A 15,665-nucleotide genomic window follows, 5' to 3' on the forward strand; every position below is an offset into this window, starting at 1 on the left:
GGACAAAGGCTTCCCATGAGTGAAGATGCACAAGATGTCGTACTGATCGTCGAGGACGACGAATCCATCATGTTTGTGCTGGGCGAGTACCTGGCAGGCTTGGGCTACCGGGTCTTGAAGGCGATCGACGGGGAGCAGGCCTTCGAAATCCTTGCGACCAAGCCGCACCTGGACCTGATGGTGACTGATTACCGCCTGCCGGGTGGGATCTCCGGCGTGCAGATTGCCGAGCCGGCAATCAAATTGCGCCCGGAGCTGAAGGTGATTTTTATCAGCGGTTACCCGCAGGAAATTCTGGACTGCCACAGCCCCATCACGCGCAATGCGCCGATCCTGGCCAAACCGTTTGATCTGGATACGCTGCAGGAGCATATCCAGCGGTTATTGGCGTAATACCAGACAGTCAAGTTTTTTGTAGGAGCGAGCTTGCTCGCGAAAAACTCACAGTCGCCGCGTTCACTCAGGAAGCACGCTTTATTGTTGACGTTTTTCGCGAGCAAGCTCGCTCCTACAGAAGGGGATCTGCGCTTGACTGACTGGCATTAGCCCTAGGCCTTGATCATTTCTCGGACCTTGGCGGTCAATAAATCGAAGGTAAACGGCTTGGTGATCAACTGCATGCCAGGATCCAGGAAGCCCCCTCGCACGGCGGCGTGCTCGGCATAGCCGGTGATGAACAATACCTTGAGTTGAGGACGAATCTGCCGGCCGATTTCCGCCAGTTGCCGGCCGTTCATACCGGGTAAGCCGACATCGCTGATCATCAGGTCGATGCGCTGTTCGGATTCAATGATCGGTACCGCCGTATTCGCGTCCCCAGCCTCGATAAACCCATACCCCAGTTCTTTGAGCACAGCGCTGACCAGCACCCGAACCGCGGGGTCATCCTCGACAATCAATACCGTTTCCCCAGCATTGGCAAACGGCAGCAGTGTCGGGTTGAGCGGCGCCTGTGCCTGGGGCTCACCGATGAAGCGCGGCAGAAACAGGCTGACCGTCGTGCCTTTGTTGACTTCGCTGTGGATGGTCACATGCCCACGAGACTGGCGAGCGAAGCCGTAGATCATCGACAGCCCCAGCCCCGTGCCCTGGCCGATGGGTTTAGTGGTGAAAAACGGATCGAACACGCGGCCCATCAAGTGTTGTGGAATACCGCAGCCGTTGTCGCTGACACTCAGCTCTACGTAATCGCCTGGGGTCAAGGTGCCGTAGGCGGCGGTAAAGACACTGTCGAGGTGGCGGTTAGTGGTTTCCACGGTCAGTGTGCCACCGGCGGGCATGGCGTCGCGCGCGTTGATCACCAGGTTGAGCAGGGCGCTTTCGAGCTGGTTCGGGTCGGCTTCGGCGGTCCACAAGGCATCGTTCAGACGCATGTCCAGGCTGATGCTTTCGTTGATACTGCGTTGCAACAACTCACCCATGGCGGTGACCAACTGGTTGATCTGCACCGGCTTGGAATCCAGCGATTGTCGACGGGAGAATGCCAACAGTCGGTGGGTGAGGCTGGCCGCGCGGTTGGCGGAGGTCACGCCCAGGTCGATCAGGCTGTCCAGGTCATCCAGTTTGCCTCGCGCTACACGCCGGCGCAGCAGTTCCAGGCTGCCGATAATGCCGGTAAGCATATTGTTGAAGTCATGGGCGATACCGCCGGTCAGCTGGCCGACGGCTTCCATTTTCTGCGACTGGCGCAGGGCTTCTTCGTTGTGACGCAGTTGAGCTGTGCGTTCTTCTACTTGCTGTTCGAGGGTTTCCAGGGTGCGTTGTAGACGCAGCTCACTCTCGCTCAAGTCAATCAACCGGTCCCGCGCTTCGTACTGGCGACGCCGACCGCGCAGGGCGGCGCTGACCAGGCTGATCAAGGTGATGGGATGGAACGGCCGCTCCAGAAACGTGACGTTGCCCAGCAAGCCGCTCAGCCGGGTCGAGCCGTTCTGCTCTTTGCCGCCATGCTGGGTCATCAGCACGATAGGCAGGTCGGACCAGGCCGGTTGCTGATGCAACTGCTCAAGCAAGGGTTCCAGATCTACGCCACGTAGCGCCTCAGCGGCAATGATGAGCAGGCCGGCGCCCTGCGTCAGCTCTTGGCACAAGGCTGCCAGGCTGTCGGCGACGATGCCGCTGTAGCCGGCTTCGTTAAGCATCATCAGCGCCAATGAGCCATCGCGGCCCATGGGTGCCAGCACGATGGCGCGCTCGGAGGCGGGAGAAAGGGCCGGCACTAGCCCTCATCCTTGAGCAGAGGAGAGCCGGCGCCCATATAGGTCGGAATGCCCCGCAGCACACCCTGGAAGTTATCCAGTGGGACACCCACCGTCATGCCGCGGCTGCCGATGCGATATTCGCGAATGGTCGACTCATGGGAGCCGGTTCTTTTCTTGATGACCGAAATCGCCCGGCGAACTTTACCCAGAGCCTCGAAATAACGCAGCAGGATCACGGTATCGGCCAGGTAGGTGATGTCGACCGGCGTCTGCATGTCGCCCACCAGGCCATGCTGGGCCACCGTCATAAAAGTCGCGGCGCCTCGGCGGTTGAGGTACAGCAGCAGCTCATGCATATGCAGGATCAGCGCGTTCTCTTCGGGCATGGCGGCTTGGTAGCCGTTGATACTGTCGATGACCACGGTCTTGATGCCGCGTTCATCCACGCAGCGGCGAACCCGATGCGAAAATTCGCCGGGGGAGAGTTCCGCGGCGTCGACCTGTTCGATCAGCAGGTTGCCGGTGTCTCGCATAGCAGCCAGGTCGATGCCCATGTTCTTCATGCGTTCGAACAGCAGGCCCAGCTCTTCATCGAAGATGAACAGCGCAGCCTTTTCGCCTCGCGACACGGCGGCGGCGGCGAAGACCATCGATATCAGCGACTTGCCGGTACCCGCCGGACCGAGAATCAGGCTGCTGGAGCCGGTCTCGATACCGCCGCCGAGCAAAGAGTCCAGCTCCTCGATGCCACTGCTCAAGGTCTGACGGTTGTAACCGCCCCGATGCTCGGCCGCCACCAGGCGCGGGAATACGTGGATGCCGTCGCCCATGATGGTGAAGTCGTGAAAGCCGCCACGGTATTTCTGGCCACGGTATTTCACCACCCGGACGCGACGACGCTCGGCGCCGTAGTCGGGGGTCAGTTCCTCCAGGCGAATCACCCCGTGGGCCACGCTGTGCACGGTTTTATCCAGGGACTCGGTGGTCAGGTCGTCCAGCAGCAGTACGGTGGCGTCATAACGCACGAAGTAGTGCTTGATCGCCAGGATCTGCCGGCGATAGCGCAAGGAGCTCTGCGCCAGAAGGCGGATCTCAGACAGACTGTCGACCACCACGCGGGTTGGCTTGACCCGTTCTACCACTTCAAAGATCTGGCGGGTGGCTTCACCCAGCTCCAGGTCGGAGGAGTACAGCAGGCTTTGCTGGTGATCGGCGTTGAGCAGGCTTTCCGGTGGAGTCAGCTCGAAGATATGAATATGTTCATCCAAGTCCCAGCCGTGGGATTTGGCACCCTGGCGCAATTCGTGCTCGGTTTCGGACAGAGTGATATATAAGCAACGTTCGCCATTCTGCGCACCGGCTCGCAGAAAGTGCAGGGCCACGGTGGTTTTACCGGTGCCGGGTTCACCCTCGAGCAAAAACACGTGGCTTCGCGATAGCCCCCCGGCAAGAATGTCATCAAGACCTTCGACGCCGGTGGCCGCCTTTTCACTCAACAGCTGTTTGGATGTACTCAAGAAGTGCCCTCAGGTCACGTACAAGTAAAGGGGCACGCCGACTGGGACGCGCCATATTCACTTGACCGTAGTGGCACGTAGCGGTTCAACGTTTTGTACGAATTGCAGCGGTGTAGGAGCGAGCTTGCTCGCGAAAACCCCACAGGCGCCGCGTTCATTCAGCAAGCACGCGTTATCGTTGACGTTTTTCGCGAGCAGCTCGCTCCTACAGGCCCTGCTGTAGCGCCGGATCATCCGGGTTCTGTTGCTCCAGTTGAGCGAGCAGCACCTGGACGTTCTGCAACTGGCCGGTCTCTTTCCAGTAGTTGACCAGCAGCACGCGGGCTTTGCGGTTGGCGGGATGACGCTGGACGATTTCTTCCAACTGGCGCTGGGCCGCCTCTACTTCGTCCTGGGCGTGCAGGGTCGTGGCCAGGTCGTAGCGATAATCCGGGTTGTCCGGCGCAAGCTCCACCGCCTTGGACAGGCCTAGCAGGGCGTAGGGGCGCTCGCCATGGTGCAGCAGCCACATGCCCAGAGCATGTTGCAGGTAGGCCGATTCGGGGTGCGCAGCCAACTGTCGGGCCAGCAGTTGACGCGACTCGTCAGTCTTTCCTTGTTTGTCCAGCAGTTCGATTTGCGATACCACCGCTTGCAGGTTGTCCGGCTGCAAGCGCATTGCCTGCTCCAGGGCGTTTTGCGCCTCCGGCAGCAGGGCACTGTGGATGTACAGGCGCGCCAATTGAATCCAGCCTTCAGCTGTTTCGGGCTGGGCCTTGAGCGTTGTCACGAATTCATCGAGCACCTGCTGCAGTGGGCCAAAGTACAAGCCCAGGGTATCGGGCGACAGGCCGAGCAAGGCGTTGGCGGCGGCAAAGCGCACCGGTTGTTCGGGATCGTCCAGCACTGGGCCGAGCAGTAAGGTGCGTTGGCCAGTGGGCACCAGGCCGACGATGCTGTGAATCGCGGCTTCGCGCACCAGCGCCGACTCATTGGCCAGGTCTTTATCGGCCAGTTTCAGCGCCTGGGGGCTGGGGTAATTGGGCAGCTCAGCGTGCAAGGCGGCGCGGCGCTCGGGCGACAGGTCCGGCCGGCCCAGCTGTTGGTACAACACCCGTGCTGCGCCTGGCTCGCCGTTATGCGCCTGCTTCAAGGCCTTGGAATAGCCATGTGCGATGGCCGGGGGGACGGCCACTGCCGGGGTGCGGGAGAAAAACCAGGTGATCAGTACGATCAGCAACAGGGCGCACAGGCCGATGATGGAGTAACGGCGTGACTTTGACATGCAGGCGTCCGAAAGCTTGGGCAGCAAAGTTCCAAGCTTCGGTCAGTGCGAGGCGAGTGTCAAACCCGCGTCAGGTCAGCACGTAGTCCGCTGGCTCCAACGCAGGCGGCAGGTTGACTTCGCCAAGGGCGGCGAGGATCTCGCGCTCCAATGTCCGCAGGATGGCGTCACACGGCAAGTCGTTTTCGTCGAAGCCGAAGGGGTCTTCCAATTCATCGCCAATCGCATCCAGGCCAAAGAAGGTGTAGCTGACAATCGCGGTGAACACCGGCGTCAACCAGCCAAGTGGCTCGGCCATGGCGAATGGCAGCAAGATGCAGAACAGGTAAATGGTACGGTGCAACAGCAGGGTGTAGGGAAAGGGCAGCGGCGTGGTCTTGATGCGCTCGCACGCCGCCTGCACCTGGCTCAGGCTGACCAGCCGGGCTTCCAGTTGGGTGTAGCGCCATTCGCTGATCACGCCCTGTTGTGCCAGGACCGAAAAGCGCGCACCGACCGTTTGCAGCACGCTGTCCGGCAGGTTGGGGTGGCCCGCTGGCACGCTGATCCACGGGTGTATCGCCCGGGATTGATCTTCATGGCGCAAATGCGCGACCAAACCATGGGCAAAACCGCACAGGCCGCGCAGCAGGCCAGCACGCTCGGCGGTGTCCCCCAGCACCTGCGTCTCGCGAATCAGCGAGCGCACGTCAATGACCATTTGCCCCAGTTGCTTGCGGCCCTCCCACCAACGGTCGTAGCAGGCGTTATTGCGAAAACTCATGAAGATCGACAGTGACAGGCCCAACAAGGTGAAGGGCGTAGCGTTGACCTTGGAAAAATAGGCGGGGTGCAGGGTTTCCACCAGCACGATGACCGAGGCCAACAGCGTGACCAGCAGACTGCGCCAGGCAATGCGCTTGGCAATGGAGCCTTTGAGGGAGAACAGGATACCCAGGACGTTGGGTTTAGGGCGAACGATCATGGAGGGCTTCTGTGGCGGAGCAGGCCGTCAGATTAGAAGCTGCTATGCATCGCGTCCAATCACTTGGATCGACCGTCTGATCAGTCGACTCAATGACTAACGTGGGAGCCGGGCAGTACATAACCCTCTGTAGGAGCGAGCTTGCTCGCGAAAAACGTCAACGATAACGCGTGTGTCCTGATTGAACGCGGCGCCTGTGAGTTTTTCGCGAGCAAGCTCGCTCCTACAAAAAGCCTTAACTGAACGGCATTAGGGCAAGCCCGCTCCCAGAAAGCGAAAAAGCCCCCCGCGTTTCACTACGGACTGGCCAAACCAGTCAGCCAGGTTGAAGGCTTTGACCATTGCCGCTGCGCCGCTCTGGAGCGACTATTTCAGCGGTTTATCGAGTTGTAAACGTCCTGAAAATAAAAACACAGAAGGATAGGAAGCGATGCGTGAGTATTTGGCTGCCACCAGCGAGTTTGATTACCAGCACACCGTCGACGCCGCACTGGCCGGCAATCTGCAGGCGCTCAATGCCTGTGTGGAATGCTGTGACCGTCACGCACTGCCGGGGCGCATCGCGTTGTTCTGGGAAGGCAAGGACGGGCGCAGCGCCACGTCGACCTTTACCGAACTGCAAGAGCAGGCCGCACGTTTCGCCAACTTCCTGCTGGCCCAGGGCGTCAAGCGCGGTGACAAGGTGGCGGGCCTGTTGCCCCGCACTGCCGAACTGTTGGTGGTCGTGCTGGCGACGTGGCGCATCGGCGCGGTCTATCAGCCGCTGTTTACCGCGTTCGGCCCCAAGGCGATTGAACATCGCTTGAACAGCTCTGGCGCAGCGCTGGTGGTCACCGATGCAGTGAACCGCCCCAAGCTGGGCGAAGTCGCCGACTGCCCGACCATCGTCACAGTCGCCGGGGCCAAGGGCGAAGGTATCGTGCGGGGCGACTACAGCTTCTGGGCCGAACTGCCCAATTACTCTTCTCACTGCGAGCCGGTGCTGCTGGGCGCAGAGGAGCCGTTCCTGCTGATGTTCACCTCCGGCACCACCGGCCCGTCCAAGGCGCTGTCGGTACCGCTCAAGGCCATCGTCGCGTTCCAGGGCTACATGCGCGACGCCGTGGACTTGCGCCCCGAGGACGCGTTCTGGAACGTTGCCGACCCTGGCTGGGCCTATGGCATCTATTTCGGCGTGACCGGGCCGTTGTCCATGGGGCACCCGATCACCTTCTACGATGGGCCGTTCACCCTGGAAAGCACCTGCCGGGTCATCAATAAATACGCGATCACCAACCTGACCGGTTCGCCCACGGCGTATCGGCTGTTGATTGCCGGTGGCGAACAGTTCGCCCGTTCGATCAAGGGCAAGCTGCGCATCGTCAGCAGCGCCGGCGAGCCATTGAACCCGGAGGTGATCCGCTGGTTCGCCGACAACCTGGGCGTGACCATCCACGACCATTACGGCCAGACCGAGCTGGGCATGGTGCTGTGCAATCACCATGGTTTGGCGCATTCGGTGCATGTCGGCTCGGCGGGTTTTGCCTCGCCAGGGCATCGCATCGTGGTGCTGGATGACAACCATCAGGAGCTGCCGGCCGGCCAACCCGGCATCCTTGCCATCGACCGCGAGCAATCGCCCATGTGCTGGTTTGCCGGGTACGACGGCGTGAAAACCAAGGCGTTCGTCGGCAAGTACTACCTCAGCGGCGACACCGTGGAGCTGAACCCGGACGGCAGCATCAGCTTTGTCGGGCGCAGCGACGACGTGATCACTACATCCGGCTACCGCGTCGGCCCTTTCGATGTGGAAAGTGCGTTGGTGGAACACCCGGCGGTGGTCGAGGCTGCCGTGGTCGGCAAGCCTTGCCCGGAGCGCACCGAGCTGGTCAAAGCCTTTGTGGTGATCAGTGAGCAATACCGTGCCACCCCGCAGCTGGCTGAAGAACTGCGCCTGCATGTACGCCAGCGCCTCGCCGCCCATGCGTACCCGCGGGAAATCGAATTTGTCAGCGACTTGCCCAAGACCCCGAGCGGCAAGCTGCAACGCTTTATTTTGCGCAATCAGGAAATCGCCAAGGCCCAGGCGGCCGTGGCTTGATCCCTTTAAAAGGAAACAACGATGCAGATTGAAAACAAGGTATTCCTGGTCAGCGGCGGCGCGTCGGGCCTCGGCGCGGCCACGGCGCAAATGCTGGTCGCCGCGGGTGCCAAGGTGATGCTGGTGGACTTGAACGCCGACGCTGTGGCCGCCAAGGCCGAGCAACTGGGCGACAACGCCCGCAGTGCTGTAGCAGACATCAGCCAGGAAGCCGCTGCAGAAGCTGCGGTGAAGGCAGCGGTCGAGGCCTTTGGTGGCTTGCATGGCCTGGTCAACTGCGCGGGTGTGGTGCGTGGCGAGAAGATCCTCGGCAAGAATGGCCCGCACGGCCTGGCAAGCTTTGCCCAGGTGATCAACGTCAACCTGGTCGGCAGCTTCAACCTGCTGCGCCTGGCCGCTGCGGCTATCGCTGAAACCGAGGCGAATGCCGACGGCGAGCGCGGCGTGATCATCAATACCGCCTCGGTGGCGGCATTCGATGGGCAGATCGGCCAGGCTGCGTACGCCGCCTCCAAGGGCGCGATCGCCAGCCTCACCTTGCCGGCCGCACGGGAGCTGGCGCGCTTTGGTATCCGGGTGATGACCATTGCACCGGGCATTTTCGAAACCCCGATGATGGCCGGCATGACCCCGCAGGTGCGCGACTCCCTGGCTGCCGGCGTGCCGTTCCCGCCACGCCTGGGCAAGCCCGCCGAATATGCCGCGCTGGTACGCCACATCATTGAAAACAGCATGCTCAATGGCGAGGTGATCCGTCTCGACGGTGCCTTGCGCATGGCCGCCAAATAAGGAGCAATGGCTATGAACGACCCTATTGTTATTGTCAGCGCCGTGCGCACGCCCATGGGCGGGTTCCAGGGCGACCTCAAAAGCCTGACCGCACCGCAGCTGGGCGCAGCCGCCATTCGTGCGGCGGTCGAGCGTGCCGGTATCGCCACCGATGCTGTCGATGAAGTGCTGTTTGGCTGCGTGCTGCCCGCCGGGCTTGGACAGGCGCCTGCCCGCCAGGCTGCCCTGGGCGCCGGGTTGGACAAGGGCACGCGCTGCACCACCCTCAACAAGATGTGCGGTTCCGGCATGGAAGCGACGATTCTGGCCCACGATTCGCTGCGCGCTGGCAGTGTCGATGTGGTGATCGCTGGCGGCATGGAAAGCATGTCCAACGCCCCGTACCTGCTGGACCGTGCGCGCAGCGGCTACCGTATGGGCCACGGCAAGGTGCTCGACCATATGTTCCTCGACGGCCTCGAAGATGCTTACGACAAGGGGCGCCTTATGGGCACCTTTGCCGAGGACTGCGCCGAGCACAATGGTTTTACCCGGGAAGCCCAGGACGCGTTTGCCATCGCTTCCCTGACCCGCGCACAAGAGGCCATCACCCACGGCAGCTTTGCCAGTGAAATCGTCCCGGTGCAGGTCACCGTGGGCAAGGAACAAAAAACCATCCTGCACGATGAGCAACCGCCAAAAGCCAAGCTGGACAAGATTGCCAGCCTGAAACCGGCGTTCCGTGACGGCGGTACAGTGACAGCAGCCAACTCCAGCTCGATCTCCGATGGCGCCGCGGCGTTGTTGCTGATGCGTGAGTCCGAGGCGCTCAAGCGCGGCCTCAAGCCGTTGGCAGTGATCCACGGGCACGCCGCGTTTGCCGATGAGCCAGGGCTGTTTCCGGTGGCACCGGTGGGAGCGATCCGCAAGCTGATGAGCAAGACCGGCTGGAGCCTCGACGAGGTGGACCTGTTCGAAATCAACGAGGCCTTCGCCGTGGTCAGCCTGGTGACCATGAGCAAGCTGGAGATTCCCCACGAGAAGGTCAACGTGCACGGCGGCGCCTGCGCATTGGGCCATCCCATTGGTGCCTCCGGCGCACGCATCCTGGTGACATTGCTCGCGGCCCTGCGTCAGAAGGGCCTCAAGCGTGGTGTCGCCGCTATCTGCATTGGCGGCGGTGAAGCCACGGCGATGGCCGTTGAATGCCTGTATTGAGGATGACCCATGTTGCCCAATGACGAACAACTGCAGATCAGCGACGCAGCCCGGCAATTTGCCCAGGAACGCTTGAAACCCTTCGCCGCCGAGTGGGACCGCGAGCATCGTTTTCCCAAGGAGGCCATTGCGCAAATGGCCGAACTGGGCTTTTTCGGCATGCTGGTCCCGGAGCAGTGGGGCGGTTGCGACACCGGCTACCTGGCCTACGCCATGGCCCTGGAAGAAATCGCTGCGGGCGACGGTGCTTGCTCCACGATCATGAGCGTGCACAACTCGGTGGGTTGCGTGCCGATCCTCAAGTTCGGCAATGACCAACAGAAAGAGCAGTTCCTCACGCCCCTGGCCAGCGGCGCCATGCTGGGAGCTTTTGCGCTGACCGAACCCCAGGCCGGCTCCGATGCCAGCAGCCTGAAAACCCGTGCGCGCCTTGAAGGCGACCACTATGTACTCAACGGCTGCAAACAGTTCATCACGTCCGGGCAAAACGCCGGGATAGTGATTGTGTTTGCGGTCACCGACCCCGCCGCAGGCAAGCGTGGGATCAGCGCGTTTATCGTGCCCACCGATTCGCCCGGTTATACCGTGGCACGGGTGGAAGACAAGCTGGGGCAGCATGCCTCGGACACTTGCCAGATCCTGTTTGAAGACGTGAAAGTGCCGGTGGCCAACCGCCTGGGCGAGGAGGGCGAGGGCTACAAAATCGCCCTGGCCAACCTGGAAGGCGGCCGCGTGGGCATCGCGTCCCAGTCGGTAGGCATGGCCCGCGCCGCCTTCGAAGCGGCCCGCGACTATGCCCGTGAGCGTGAAAGCTTTGGCAAGCCGCTGATCGAACACCAGGCCGTCGCCTTTCGCCTGGCCGACATGGCCACCCAGATCGCCGTCGCTCGGCAGATGGTGCATTACGCCGCCGCCCTGCGTGACAGCGGTAAACCGGCTCTGGTCGAGGCGTCCATGGCCAAGCTGTTTGCCTCGGAAATGGCCGAGAAAGTCTGCTCGGCCGCCTTGCAAACCCTGGGCGGTTACGGTTACCTGAACGACTTCCCCCTGGAGCGGATCTACCGCGATGTGCGGGTCTGCCAGATTTACGAAGGCACCAGCGATATTCAACGCATGGTCATCTCACGCAATCTTTAAGGAGCCGATACATGAGTTACGAAACCATCCTGCTAGACGTCCAGGGCCGTGTCGGGCTGATCACGCTTAACCGCCCCAACGCGCTGAACGCCTTGAATGCGCAACTGGTCAGCGAACTGAACCAGGCGTTGGACAGCCTGGAAGCCAACCCTGAAATTGGCTGCATCGTGCTGACTGGCTCGAAAAAAGCCTTCGCGGCCGGTGCCGATATCAAGGAAATGGCCGATCTGACCTACCCGCAGATCTATATGGACGACCTGTTCAGCGACAGCGATCGCGTGGCCAACCGCCGCAAGCCGATCATCGCCGCCGTGAATGGCTTCGCCCTGGGCGGCGGCTGCGAACTGGCCTTGATGTGTGACTTTATCCTCGCCGGCGACACCGCCAAATTCGGTCAGCCGGAAATCAACCTGGGCGTGCTGCCGGGCATGGGCGGCACCCAGCGCCTGACCCGTGCAGTGGGCAAGGCCAAGGCCATGGACATGTGCCTGACGGGGCGCTTTATCGACGCGGTAGAAGCCGAGCGTTGCGGGATTGTGGCGCGCATCGTGCCCGCTGATGAACTGCTGGGAGAAGCACTGAAAGTGGCCACCCTGATCGCCGGTAAATCCGTGCCGATCAGCATGATGGTCAAGGAAAGCGTGAACCGTGCGTTTGAAGTCAGCCTGTCCGAAGGCGTGCGCTTTGAGCGCCGGGTGTTCCATGCGGCGTTCGCCACCCAGGACCAGAAGGAAGGCATGGCCGCATTCGTGGCCAAGCGAACGCCGGAATTCAAGGATAAGTAACCCCTGCCAAACGTCGCAGACAGTTAAGGCTTTTTTGTAGGAGCGAGCTTGCTCGCGAAAAACTCACAGGCGCCGCGTTTATTCAGGTAGCACGCGTTATCGTTGACGTTTTTCGCGAGCAAGCTCGCTCCTACAGAAGGCGATTGTGTGATGTCCGTTAGAGCTGGTAGTTTTTCAACTCCCGGGCAATCACCATCCGCTGAATCTCGCTGGTGCCTTCGTAAATCTGTGTGATCCGCGCATCGCGGTAATAGCGCTCCACCGGGTAATCCTCCAGATACCCATACCCACCATGAATCTGCATTGCCTTGGAGCAGACCCGCTCGGCCATTTCCGAGGCGAACAGCTTGGCCTGGGAGGCTTCGGACAAGCACGGTTTGCCGGCAGTGCGCAGGCGCGCGGCGTGGAGGATCAGCAGGCGCGCAGCGTTGAGCTGGGTTTGCATGTCGGCTAGCAGGTTGGCCACGCTCTGGTGTTCGATGATTGCCTTGTCGAACTGCACCCGATCACGGGCGTAGGCCAGCGCGGCTTCAAACGCGGCGCGGGCAATACCCAGGGCCTGGGCGGCGATACCAATGCGGCCGCCTTCGAGGTTGGAGAGGGCGATGGCCAGGCCCTTGCCGCGCTCACCCAATAGATTGGCTTCAGGAACCTTGCATTGGTTGAGGGTGACGGCGCAGGTGTCTGACGCGCGAATGCCCATCTTGTGCTCGGTGCGGTCGACCACGAAACCTGGGGTATCGGTGGGCACCAGGAACGCCGAAATGCCTTTCTTGCCCAGGTCCGGATCGGTCACGGCGAACACGATGGCCAACTTGGCCCGCTTGCCGTTGCTGACAAACTGCTTGGCGCCATTGATGACCCATTGGCCATCACGCAGTTCGGCACGGGTGCGCAGGTTATGGGCTTCGGAACCGGCTTGGGGTTCGGTCAGGCAGAAGCAACCGATGGCCTGGCCGCTGGCGAGTTCCGCCAGCCAGGTGTGTTTCTGTTCGGTTGTGCCGTAGTTGAGGATCGGCCCGCAACCGACTGAATTATGGATGCTCATCAACGCGCCCGTCGCAGCGTCACCGGCGGATATTTCCTCCACGGCCAGGGCGTAGGCGACGTAATCGACATAGGTGCCGCCCCATTCTTCCGGGACGACCATGCCCAGCAGGCCCAGCTCGCCCATCTTCGCCACCAGGGCGTCGTCGATCCAGCCGGCTTTTTCCCAGGCTTGGGCATGGGGGGCGATTTCGCCACGGGCAAAATCGCGCGCCATGTCGCGGATCATCACTTGTTCTTCAGTGTATTCAAGATCTTGCATGGCTTATTTCCCAATCTGCACGAAGTCGCGAAAGAAGCTCTCCACGTGGCTGGCATCCAGCGCATGGAGGGTGGGCGGGTTCCACTTCGCAGACTTGTCCTTGTCGATGATCAGGGCGCGAACCCCTTCGATCAGGTCGCCGCGCTCGAACCATTGGCGATCCAGGTGCAGTTCCAGGGCAAAGCACTGTTCCAGTGGCAGGTGGCGGCCACGGCGCAGCATCTCCAGGGTCACGGCCATGGCCAGGGGCGAGCGGGTCTGCATGAGGTTGGCGGTGGTCAGTGCCCAGTCGTGGCTATCGGCCACGGTTACTTGCTGCAGTTGCTCGACGATGCTGCGCACGTCCGGCAACCCGAAAAAGTGGTCAATGGCCGGGCGCAAGGCCGCCAAGGGGGCGTCGGGCAATTGCTGCACGGCGAGCTTGGCGAGTGCGCCTTGCAGGTCCTTGAGCGGCGAGTCGTGCCAGTGCAGACCGTCGAGTTTCTGATCCAGCTCAACCAACTTGGCGCTGTCGATGTACCAGTCTGCCAACCCGCAGTACAAGGCATCGGCCGCACGGATCTGCACGCCAGTCACCCCAAGGTAAGTACCCAGCTCACCCGGGATGCGTGAGAGGAAATAGCTGCCGCCCACATCCGGAAAGTACCCGATGGCCACTTCCGGCATTGCCAGGCGGCTGCGTTCAGTCACCACCCGCAGGTCTGCGCCTTGCACCAGGCCCATGCCACCGCCGAGGACGAAGCCGTCCATCAACGCGAGTACGGGTTTAGGGTAGTGGTGGATGACCAGATCGAGGGCATATTCCTCGACGAAGAAGTCCTGGTGCAGGGTGTCGCCTTGCTTGAAGCTGTCGTACAGCGAACGGATGTCGCCGCCGGCGCAAAAGGCTTTCTCACCGGCGCCGCGCAGTACCACGGCGTAGACCTCGGGGTCGTCGGCCCAGGCCTGCAAGTGCGCGGTTAACTGGCGGACCATGTCCAGGGTGATGGCGTTCAAGCCAGCGGGACGATTGAGGGTGAGGTGGCCGATATGGTTGCGCACGCATGCCAGGACAGCGTCCTGCTGCACCTCGGCGTGGCTTGCTTGGGATGAAACCTGAGCAGTCATCTCTAACTCCCTGCTTTTATTGTCTTTATCAAGATGTTCGCGGGTGAACTCTCTCGTGATCGTACCAGTGCAAATTTGCCCCGTACAACCCGGAATCCTGCAGGTCGTTGTTGCATTTATGCAGTGCCGGTCAAACCACCCGGCTGGCCAGTACCTCACCGATACTGCGACGTCGGGCATGGCCCTCGGCGGCGTGGATCAGTTGCTCCAACTCTGTCGGTTCGACATCGTAGAACTGCTCCATCTCGGCCAACGCGAGCTTGAGGTCGGCTGCCGTGATGCTCGGCTCGCTCACGGCGGTGGTAGTGCCCAGGATAACCGGGGCAGGCTCGGCAAGGCCCTTGGGATAACGCGTGCGCGTGGCATTGTTATAGGCCAGCGCGCAGACGAGCAGGGCGCCGGCACCGAGCATCACCGGCGCCAGTTCATACCAGCCAAGGGCGATGGACGCAGGATCGGCCAGCACCAGGGTCATGGCCAGGCCACCGGCCGGCGGGTGCAGGCAGCGCAGCCAGCAGATGAGGATCACGGTCATGCCCGCCGCCAGGCACGCGCTGCCCAAGGTGCGCCCCAGGACGCGGGCGACCAGCAACGCGACGACGCCTGCACACAGGTAACTGCCCATGATCGACCAGGGTTGAGCCAGCGCCCCCGACGACACGGCAAACAGCAGTACGGCCGATGCGCCAAGAGGGCCGAGCAGGTGCAGGGCCACTTCCATGCCGAACACCTGGGCACAGGCCCAGACACTGAACAGCGTGCCCAGGGCCATACCGATGGCTGCACGGCTCCATTCGGCGGGACGGGTGTTGATTGCAGCGGGTAACCAGCGAGCGAGCATTGAAAGACGGTCCATAAACAGCGGGCGAAAAAAAAGGCCTGCCTGGTTTCCCGGAACAGCCCTTTGAAGGTTCCAACATTGGGGGAAGGAACCTGTGCAGTGTGCCGTGCTTGATAACGCGGCGCCAATGCAGATTAATGAGGGTTAAATGCAAAATAAATGCAGCTAAAAGGCCTCGCCGTAGGTAATCGGCCCGGAGTCTGCGGGTGTAGCCGGATTGATCTTGCCCAGCACGCGACGATGGGTTTCTTCATTGAACAGGCGTGCTTGCAGGTCTTCGCGCAGCCTTGGATCGTCGGCCAGCGGCCCCTTCAATGCCACCAGTGCGTCACGCAATGCCATCAAACGATCCAGCCTGGGTAAAGGTACGGTTAACAGGTCTTGTCGCACGGCATTGTCCTCTCAATGAAGTAAGCCATCGCGCGTGGGCAGCCTACAACGTCCTTGTTGTCATGAAGTACCCTGACCCAAGCG

Annotated in this window: 14 protein-coding genes; 6 read left to right on the forward strand and 8 right to left on the reverse strand. The window is 61.5% G+C overall.

All coding sequences use genetic code 11. From position 1 onward, the window contains the following. Positions 1-15: 15 nt before the first annotated feature. Positions 16-393, forward strand: a complete 378-nt coding sequence (locus tag BUE92_RS05165; RefSeq protein WP_032897270.1) for a response regulator — start codon at positions 16-18, stop codon at positions 391-393. 155 nt (positions 394-548) lie between these two features. Here the strand turns inward: BUE92_RS05165 and BUE92_RS05170 are convergent, their stop codons facing one another. From BUE92_RS05170 to BUE92_RS05185, 4 genes are all read right to left on the reverse strand, one after another. After that, positions 549-2,219 (reverse strand): ATP-binding protein, encoded by a 1,671-nt coding sequence (locus BUE92_RS05170; RefSeq protein ID WP_073522313.1) that lies wholly within the window; start codon positions 2,217-2,219, stop codon positions 549-551. After that, positions 2,219-3,718, reverse strand: a complete 1,500-nt coding sequence (locus BUE92_RS05175; RefSeq protein ID WP_073522314.1) for an ATPase domain-containing protein — start codon at positions 3,716-3,718, stop codon at positions 2,219-2,221. Before BUE92_RS05175 ends, BUE92_RS05170 begins: the two co-directional genes overlap by 1 nt. A 205-nt stretch (positions 3,719-3,923) precedes the next feature. Beyond that, the gene (locus BUE92_RS05180; RefSeq protein ID WP_073522315.1) at positions 3,924-4,982 is read right to left on the reverse strand and encodes a tetratricopeptide repeat protein; all 1,059 of its coding nucleotides are present in this window, start codon (positions 4,980-4,982) and stop codon (positions 3,924-3,926) included. A gap of 70 nt (positions 4,983-5,052) precedes the next feature. After that, a complete protein-coding gene (locus BUE92_RS05185; RefSeq protein ID WP_073522316.1) occupies positions 5,053-5,946 on the reverse strand; it encodes a bestrophin family protein in 894 nt (297 codons plus the stop codon). 430 nt (positions 5,947-6,376) lie between these two features. Between BUE92_RS05185 and BUE92_RS05190 the strand changes: the two genes are divergently transcribed. Genes BUE92_RS05190 through BUE92_RS05210 form a run of 5 tightly spaced genes read left to right on the forward strand, consistent with a single transcriptional unit; the run spans position 6,377 to position 11,934 of the window. Then, a complete protein-coding gene (locus BUE92_RS05190) occupies positions 6,377-8,026 on the forward strand; it encodes an AMP-binding protein (protein WP_073522317.1) in 1,650 nt (549 codons plus the stop codon). Positions 8,027-8,047: 21 nt separating this feature from the next. After that, positions 8,048-8,815, forward strand: coding sequence for an SDR family NAD(P)-dependent oxidoreductase (locus BUE92_RS05195; RefSeq protein ID WP_073522318.1), 768 nt, complete (start codon positions 8,048-8,050; stop codon positions 8,813-8,815). Positions 8,816-8,827: 12 nt separating this feature from the next. Further along, the gene (locus BUE92_RS05200) at positions 8,828-10,012 is read left to right on the forward strand and encodes an acetyl-CoA C-acyltransferase (protein WP_003191238.1); all 1,185 of its coding nucleotides are present in this window, start codon (positions 8,828-8,830) and stop codon (positions 10,010-10,012) included. A 9-nt stretch (positions 10,013-10,021) separates the two neighbouring features. After that, entirely contained in the window at positions 10,022-11,149 is a 1,128-nt protein-coding gene (locus BUE92_RS05205) for an acyl-CoA dehydrogenase (RefSeq protein WP_073522319.1), read from the forward strand. An 11-nt stretch (positions 11,150-11,160) separates the two neighbouring features. Then, entirely contained in the window at positions 11,161-11,934 is a 774-nt protein-coding gene (locus BUE92_RS05210; protein ID WP_073522320.1) for an enoyl-CoA hydratase, read from the forward strand. A 157-nt stretch (positions 11,935-12,091) separates the two neighbouring features. On the opposite strand, the gene BUE92_RS05215 is transcribed toward BUE92_RS05210, so the two are convergent. The 4 genes from BUE92_RS05215 to BUE92_RS05230 form a co-directional block, all read right to left on the reverse strand. Continuing rightward, positions 12,092-13,243 (reverse strand): acyl-CoA dehydrogenase family protein, encoded by a 1,152-nt coding sequence (locus BUE92_RS05215; protein WP_034127451.1) that lies wholly within the window; start codon positions 13,241-13,243, stop codon positions 12,092-12,094. A 3-nt stretch (positions 13,244-13,246) separates the two neighbouring features. Further along, positions 13,247-14,350 (reverse strand): enoyl-CoA hydratase/isomerase family protein, encoded by a 1,104-nt coding sequence (locus BUE92_RS05220; protein WP_073522321.1) that lies wholly within the window; start codon positions 14,348-14,350, stop codon positions 13,247-13,249. 130 nt (positions 14,351-14,480) lie between these two features. Further along, the gene (locus BUE92_RS05225) at positions 14,481-15,191 is read right to left on the reverse strand and encodes an HPP family protein (RefSeq protein ID WP_073522322.1); all 711 of its coding nucleotides are present in this window, start codon (positions 15,189-15,191) and stop codon (positions 14,481-14,483) included. Positions 15,192-15,356: 165 nt separating this feature from the next. After that, on the reverse strand, positions 15,357-15,545 hold the full coding sequence (locus BUE92_RS05230; RefSeq protein ID WP_256673939.1) for a type VI secretion system contractile sheath small subunit: 189 nt from the start codon (positions 15,543-15,545) through the stop codon (positions 15,357-15,359). Between the last annotated feature and the right edge of the window lie 120 nt (positions 15,546-15,665).

This window comes from Pseudomonas fluorescens, assembly GCF_001902145.1.
Classification (GTDB): Bacteria; Pseudomonadota; Gammaproteobacteria; order Pseudomonadales; family Pseudomonadaceae; genus Aquipseudomonas; species Aquipseudomonas fluorescens_BV.